Source organism: Bacillus cereus group sp. N8, assembly GCF_016483685.1.
Taxonomy (GTDB): Bacteria; Bacillota; Bacilli; order Bacillales; family Bacillaceae_G; genus Bacillus_A; species Bacillus_A proteolyticus.
Window position 1 is genome coordinate 1 of record NZ_JAEHBK010000155.1, and the last position, 333, is coordinate 333.

The following is a 333-nucleotide window of genomic DNA, read 5'->3' on the forward strand; positions in this document are numbered from 1 at the left end:
TGTTGCAAAGTTAGAAAAAATATAGAGAGGTCTACAGATTGGAAATAGACTTTAAGCAATCGCTACTAATTGCTGTATTTCTTTGTACACTGAAAAGACGGAGTCTGATTCAAGACTTCGTATTTGTTTATATATGGCCTGAATCGTTTCAATCCCCTTTATGGTTCGTGAAGCATGACGAAGATTTTGAAATCCCGCTGATTTGGCAAAACGTCTCTTTACATGCCTATGATTCTGTTCAATCAGGTTATTGAGGTATTTAACGGTACAATGTTTTGTACGTACATAAAAGCCGTTCTTCTTCAGTTTTTTGAACGCACAAAGCAAGGGCGG

The 333-nt window shown here is 37.2% G+C and carries 1 protein-coding gene; it reads right to left on the reverse strand.

The window, feature by feature from the left end; all coding sequences use genetic code 11:
* Positions 1-51: 51 nt before the first annotated feature.
* Positions 52-333 (reverse strand): DDE-type integrase/transposase/recombinase (locus tag JDS80_RS30820; protein ID WP_199640830.1); only part of this gene is annotated, 282 nt, incomplete at its 5' end.